The 6,268-nt window shown below is 72.8% G+C and carries 6 protein-coding genes; 2 read left to right on the plus strand and 4 right to left on the minus strand.

What is annotated here, in order from left to right:
• Nucleotides 1-14: 14 nt before the first annotated feature.
• The 4 genes from IRY44_RS22405 to purS form a co-directional block, all read right to left on the minus strand.
• Nucleotides 15-764, minus strand: coding sequence for a 2-phosphosulfolactate phosphatase (locus IRY44_RS22405; RefSeq protein WP_194802214.1), 750 nt, complete (start codon nt 762-764; stop codon nt 15-17).
• 10 nt (nt 765-774) lie between these two features.
• Nucleotides 775-3,468, minus strand: a complete 2,694-nt coding sequence (gene purL / locus IRY44_RS22410) for a phosphoribosylformylglycinamidine synthase subunit PurL (protein WP_194802198.1) — start codon at nt 3,466-3,468, stop codon at nt 775-777.
• A 64-nt stretch (nt 3,469-3,532) separates the two neighbouring features.
• Nucleotides 3,533-4,216: a phosphoribosylformylglycinamidine synthase subunit PurQ gene (gene purQ, locus IRY44_RS22415; RefSeq protein WP_018785472.1), complete on the minus strand. Its 684-nt coding sequence runs from the start codon at nt 4,214-4,216 to the stop codon at nt 3,533-3,535.
• Nucleotides 4,213-4,476: a phosphoribosylformylglycinamidine synthase subunit PurS gene (gene purS, locus IRY44_RS22420; protein WP_013473439.1), complete on the minus strand. Its 264-nt coding sequence runs from the start codon at nt 4,474-4,476 to the stop codon at nt 4,213-4,215. Before purS ends, purQ begins: the two co-directional genes overlap by 4 nt.
• A 472-nt stretch (nt 4,477-4,948) precedes the next feature.
• On the opposite strand from purS, the gene IRY44_RS22425 reads away from it, so the two are divergent.
• Nucleotides 4,949-5,632 carry a trypsin-like serine protease gene (locus IRY44_RS22425; RefSeq protein ID WP_194802199.1) on the plus strand — a complete coding sequence of 228 codons (684 nt, stop codon included), beginning with the start codon at nt 4,949-4,951 and terminating at the stop codon, nt 5,630-5,632.
• Nucleotides 5,633-5,644: 12 nt separating this feature from the next.
• Nucleotides 5,645-6,220, plus strand: a complete 576-nt coding sequence (locus IRY44_RS22430) for a YbjQ family protein (protein ID WP_194802200.1) — start codon at nt 5,645-5,647, stop codon at nt 6,218-6,220.
• The last annotated feature ends 48 nt before the right edge of the window (nt 6,221-6,268 follow it).

The following is a 6,268-nucleotide window of genomic DNA, read 5'->3' on the forward strand; positions in this document are numbered from 1 at the left end:
GTCAGCAGGGGGAATCAGGCCGGGGCGAAGTAGCCCTGGCGGAGCACCGGCACCACGTCGGAGACGCCCACCTCGGTCGCCACCGTGACGTCCTCGGCGAAGCCGCCCTCGGCGAGTTCCCGCCCGGAGACGCAGCCCCGGACCGCCGCCGGCACGTCCGGCGTGCTCGCCAGCGCGGCGAGCGCCATCGCAGCCTCCACCGAGAGCCCGCCGGGCACCCCGGCCAGCGCATCGAGTACGCAGGCCGCACCGAGCTGGTCCTCCACGCACGGCCGGAGTGACCCGTCGGGCCAGCGCTCCCCGGCCGCCACCACGCCCACGGGTGCGTCCTTCGAGCCGTACCCCTCGGCCAGGAGCCAGCGCCCGACGGCGGGTGCGTTACGCAGGCACGCCGCGACCACCGGCACTCCGGTGGCGCTGGCGGCGGCGCTGATCGCCGAGCCGTTCGGAGAGGGCAGCACCAGGTCGGCGACGACCGGCGCGGCCCGCAGCGCCGCCGGGGACAGCGACCACTGGTGCTCCGCAGTCGTCTTCCGGCGGCCCACGGCGGCCACGGCACCCACCCGGCGGGCGTAGTCGGCGGCCTGCTCACCCCACGGGAACGGGTGCACCCGCATGCCACGGCTCACCGCCACCTCCACGGCGGTGGTGAACGACAACACGTCCACCACCACCAGGGCGGCACAGACCCGGCCGAGTTCCGCCGCCCCGGTCAGTCCCCAGTCGAACCGGGCACCGGAGCCGGGTTGGGCGAAGACGGCCAAGGCCAGCGCCTCAGCGCTGACCCGGCGCCGGCTCACCGGGAGCCGGACCGTCGGACCCGTCGGCATTCTCCGACTCGTCCTGGGCCGGGGTTCCGTCCACGGGCGTCGTCGCGTCGGCCTGCGCGGCCTCGTCCGGCGCGTCGGACTGCGCCTCGACAGCGGGTGCGGACGCCTCGGCGTCGGCCGGCGGGGTGTCCCGGCCGGCCTCGGCGATCGGCTCGGCGTCGACAGCGGCCGGGTCCACCCCGACCGGCTGCTCGGCGGTGGCCGGAAGCACAGTGGTGGTCCCGGTACGGGTCGCCTCCACCTCCACCCGGGCCGCCTCGGCGGCGCCGAACAGGCGCGGGAGCGTACCGGTGTGCGCCTCGCGCAGCTCGTCCAGGCCGATCCGGAACTGGCCGTGCACCTCCAGTGCGCCGGAGGCCGGGTCGGTGACGCCGATGAACTCCCACGGCACGCCGCGCTCGGCGCACAGGGCGGTGAACGCCTTCTCGTGGCCGCGCGGCACCGACACCAGCACGCGGCCGGCGGACTCGCTGAACAGGAAGACGAACGGCATCGAGCCACCGGCGAAGTGCTCCGGGACCACGACCCGGGCGCCCACGCCGCGACGCAGGGCCGACTCGACGAGGCTCTGCGCCAGACCGCCGTCGGACAGGTCGTGCGCGGAGCTGAGGTGCCCGACCCGGGCCGCCTCGGCCATCAGCTCGGCGAGCTGCCGCTCACGGGCCAGGTCGACCTGCGGCGGGATGCCGCCCAGGTGCTCGTGCGTCACCCAGGCCCACTCCGAGCCGGACAGCTCGACGTGCGTCTCGCCCAGCAGGAACAGCTGGTCGTGGTCGCCGGCCGGACGCGGCACGAAGCCCATCGGTACGCGGTCGGCGACGTCGTCGAGCACGCCCAGCACGCCGACCACCGGGGTCGGGTGGATGGCCGCGGCACCGGTCTGGTTGTAGAAGCTGACGTTGCCGCCGGTCACCGGGATGCCCAGCTCCAGGCAGCCGTCCGCCAGGCCGCGCACGGCCTCGGCGAACTGCCACATCACGCCCGGGTCCTCCGGCGAGCCGAAGTTCAGGCAGTTGGTCACCGCGATCGGCTTCGCGCCGGTCACCGCCACGTTCCGGTACGCCTCGGCCAGCGCCAGCTTCGTCCCGTGGTACGGGTCGAGGCGGGCGTACCGGCCGTTGCCGTCGACCGAGAGCGCGACGCCGAGGCCGCTGCGCTCGTCGATCCGGATCACGCCGGAGTCCTCCGGCTGGGCGAGCACGGTGTTGCCGAGCACGTACCTGTCGTACTGCTCGGTGACCCAGGTCTTGTCGGCCAGGTTCGGCGACGCGATCATGCGCAGCACGGTCTCCCGGAGCGCCTCCGGGGTGCTCGGCCGGGGCAGCGTCTCGGCGCGGTCGGCCTGGAGCAGGATCAGGTCGGCCGGCTCACGCATCGGCCGGGCGTACACCGGACCGTCGTCGACGAGCGAGCCCGGCGGCACGTCCACCACGAGCTGGTCGCGCCAGGTGATGACCAGGCGGCCCGGCTGGCCGTCCGCCGACGGTGCGGTGACCTCGCCGATGGCGGTGGCCCAGACGCCCCACTTCTCGGCGGTCTTCAGCACGGCGTCGAGCTTGTCCGGCGAGACGACGAGCAGCATCCGCTCCTGGGACTCGCTGGCCAGGATCTCGTGCGGCTCCATCGACGGCTCGCGCAGCGGCACGCGCTCCAGCCAGACCCGCATGCCGGTGCCGGCGGAGGCGGCGGTCTCGGTGAGGGCGCAGGTCAGGCCGGCGCCGCCGAGGTCCTGGATGCCGACGACCAGTTCGGCGTCGTACAGCTCCAGGCACGCCTCGATGAGCAGCTTCTCCATGAAGGGGTCACCCACCTGCACGGACGGGCGGCGCTGCTCGCTGCCCTCGTCGAAGGTGGCGCTGGCGAGCACCGACACGCCGCCGATGCCGTCGCGGCCGGTCTTGGCGCCCATCAGCACCACGATGTTGCCGGGGCCGGTGGCGTCCTTCTTCTGCAGCCGGTCGACCGGCAGCACGCCCAGGCAGAGCGCGTTGACGAGCGGGTTCCCCTGGTAGCAGGGGTCGAAGACGACCTCGCCGCCGATGTTGGGCAGGCCCAGGCAGTTGCCGTAGCCGCCGACGCCGGCGACCACGCCGGGCAGGACCCGGGCGGTGTCCGGGTGGTCGGCCGCGCCGAAGCGCAGCGGGTCCATCACGGCGACCGGGCGGGCGCCCATGGCGAGGATGTCGCGGACGATGCCGCCGACGCCGGTCGCCGCGCCCTGGTATGGCTCGACGAAGCTCGGGTGGTTGTGCGACTCGACCTTGAAGGTCACCGCCAGCTCGTCGGAGACCCGGACCACGCCGGCGTTCTCGCCGATGCCGGCGAGCAGCCGGTCACTCGGCGGCGCCTTCTCGCCGAACTGGCGGAGGTGCACCTTGCTCGACTTGTAGGAGCAGTGCTCGCTCCACATGATCGAGTACATGGCCAGCTCGGCCTGGGTGGGCCGGCGGCCGAGGATGTGCCGGATCCGGTCGTACTCGTCGTCGCGGAGGCCCAGCTCGGCGTACGGCTGAAGCTCCTCCGGCGAGTCGGCGGCCCGGGGAACGGTGTCCACGCCCAGCGCCCAGTCGTCGTTCGGGCCGGCCTGCGGCACCACGCCCTGCGCCTCGCGCAGGGCCGGGTCCGGATGGGTGGTCATGACGTCTCCTTGCTGCGCTCGCCGCCGGTGCGGCGGGTGAGCCGACCGATGTTCCCGGCCACCATCACGCCGGCGCTCCCACCAGATGCTTGAGCACCGAGGTGAAGAAGCCGAGGCCGTCCAGGGAGGGGCCGGTGAGCGCCTCCACCGCGTGCTCGGGGTGCGGCATGATGCCGACGACGTTGCCGGCCTCGTTGGTGATAGCCGCGATGTCGCGCTGCGATCCGTTGGGGTTGCCGCCGACGTAGCGGGCGACGACGCGGCCCTCGCCCTCCAGCCGGTCGAGCGTCGCGGGGTCGGCGACGTAGCAGCCCTCGCCGTTCTTGACCGGGATGAGCACCTCCTGGCCCGGCTGGAACGCGTTCGTCCAGGCGGTGCCGGTGCTCTCGATCCGCAGGACCTGGTCCCGGTTGCGGAAGTGCAGGTGCTGGTTGCGGGTGAGCGCCCCGGGCAACAGATGGGCCTCGCAGAGGATCTGGAAGCCGTTGCAGATGCCGAGCACCGGCAGGCCACCGCGCGCGGCCTGGACGATCGTCTCCATCACCGGGGCGAACCGGGCGATGGCGCCGCAGCGCAGGTAGTCGCCGTAGGAGAAGCCGCCGGGCAGGACGACAGCGTCCACCCCGTGCAGGTCCGGGTCGCCGTGCCAGAGCCGGACCGCCTCGGCGCCGGCGATCCGTACGGCCCGGGCCGCGTCCCCGTCGTCGAGCGAGCCGGGGAAGGTGACCACACCGACCCGGGCGGTCACGACTGCGCGCCCGCGGTCTCGTCGGCGGTGACCACGCGGACGGTGAAGTCCTCGATGACCGGGTTGGCCAGCAGCTTATCGGCGATCTCCCGGGCCCGGTCCAGGTCCGGTTCGCCGGTGAACTCGATCTCGATCCGCCTGCCGATCCGAACCGAGGCGACGTCACTGACGCCGAGGCGGGGCAGCGCGTTTGCGACGGCCTGGCCCTGCGGATCGAGGATCTCGGGCTTGAGCATGACGTCGACTACGACGCGAGGCACTGGGCACTCCTGACTGTGTACGCAGTTGGGTGCCGGCCCAACAATCGGGCGAGCGCAGCCAGCCTACCTGGCAGATACCGCCCGGCCCGCACCGGCCGGGGGCAGTTCCGGCACCGATCGGCGCCACCGGCAGGGCCGGACCGGCACCGTTGCCCGTTCGTTGCGGCGTCGATGCGAATTCGTTGCGCTGCGTGCTCGCCGGAGCCCTTCGACAACGCCTCCCAGCAGGCATTCTGCCGTGAAACACCCCACCTTGGACCGGTATCCGACAGCACACTCGTGCGGTACGCGGCGCGCGTCACGCCATCGGCGTGATTCGTTCCGCACCTTGTGACAGAGGGTGTCGCGGTCGTAGCATGCATCGTCAGATGTCGATGAGTTAGATCGATGTCCCTCGCCGGCCCACCCCAAGCCGGCGGGTATCACCCCCTGCCCGGCAACCCCCGGGCGTCCGCGCAGAAGGAGCCCCGACATGCGCCTCCGTCCCCTGCTCGCCGTGCTGACCACCGCGCTGGCCGGCGTCCTGGCCACCGCCTCCGGCGCCACCGCCGCGCCGGCCGGCCCCCAGCCGATCATCGGCGGCGGCACCGTCTCGTCCGCGCCGTGGGCTGCCGCCGTCTTCAGCAACGGCTCGTTCACCTGCTCCGGCAGCGTGATCGCGCCCCAGTGGGTGCTCACCGCCCGGCACTGCGTCAGCGGCACCATGTCGGTCCGGGTCGGCAGCGTCTACTACGCCTCGGGCGGCGTGACCCGAACCGTGAGCGCCTCCTACACCCGCTACGACCTGGCCCTGCTGCGCCTGTCCAGCACGGTCAGCACCTCCGCCGTCTCGCTCGCCAGCAGCAACCCGCCGGTCGGCTCGACGAACACGATCTACGGCTGGGGCATGACCTGCTACAGCGGCTGCGGCGCGTCGCCCCAGCTCAAGACCGCCACCGTCCAGGTGACCAGCACCAGCGTCACCGACGCGTACGGTGGCCAGGCGATCCGGAGCACCCGGGTCAACGGCAACGCGTGGCGCGGCGACTCGGGCGGCCCGCAGTTCTACAACGGCCGGCAGGTCGGCGTGGCCTCCACCGCCAACGGCACCACGATCCAGAACTACGGCAGTGTCGCGTACAACCGGTCCTGGATCACCTCGACGGCCGGTGTCTGACGGTTGATGCCGATGCGGCGCGGATCGGCCGGGTGCGTCCCGGCCGTCCGCGCCGCGCCGTTTTTCAGCATCCGTTCAGCTGAACACGGCTCGCGAACCACCCGGCCGGGGACTGACAGCATCGGAAGTGTGCTGGTCGTGACGACGGATCAACTGCCCGGCTACGAGATCCGCCAGATCCTCGGCGAAGTGGTCTCCTCGATGGCGAGGACCCGCAACCCGTACCGCGAGGGGGTCAAGAACCTGCGAGGTGGCGCCTACGACCCGATGGCGCCGGACAACCTGACCCGGTGGCGTACCGACTCGGTGGCCCGCCTCGGCGAGGAGGCGCGCCGCCTGGGCGCGAACGCGGTGATCGGCATGCGCTTCGACAGCCGGGACTGCGGCGAGATGTGGATGGAGATCTGCGCGTACGGCACGGCGGTGATCGTCGCGCCGAAGATGCCTGACGTCATGCCGCCGGACCAGCCGGCGATCGCGGCCGAGACCGCCCACGACCCGGAGATCGCCTCCGCTCCCGGCGGCATCGCCGAACCCGCGTCCGCCCCCAACCTGAGTTCCGCAGCCGAAACCCCCACCGGCCCCTGACCGGCCCGTTCACCGGGTCGATCATGAAGTTGACGGCAGGAATGATCT

This window comes from Micromonospora sp. ANENR4, from assembly GCF_015354395.1.
GTDB classification, from domain to species: Bacteria; Actinomycetota; Actinomycetes; order Mycobacteriales; family Micromonosporaceae; genus Micromonospora; species Micromonospora aurantiaca.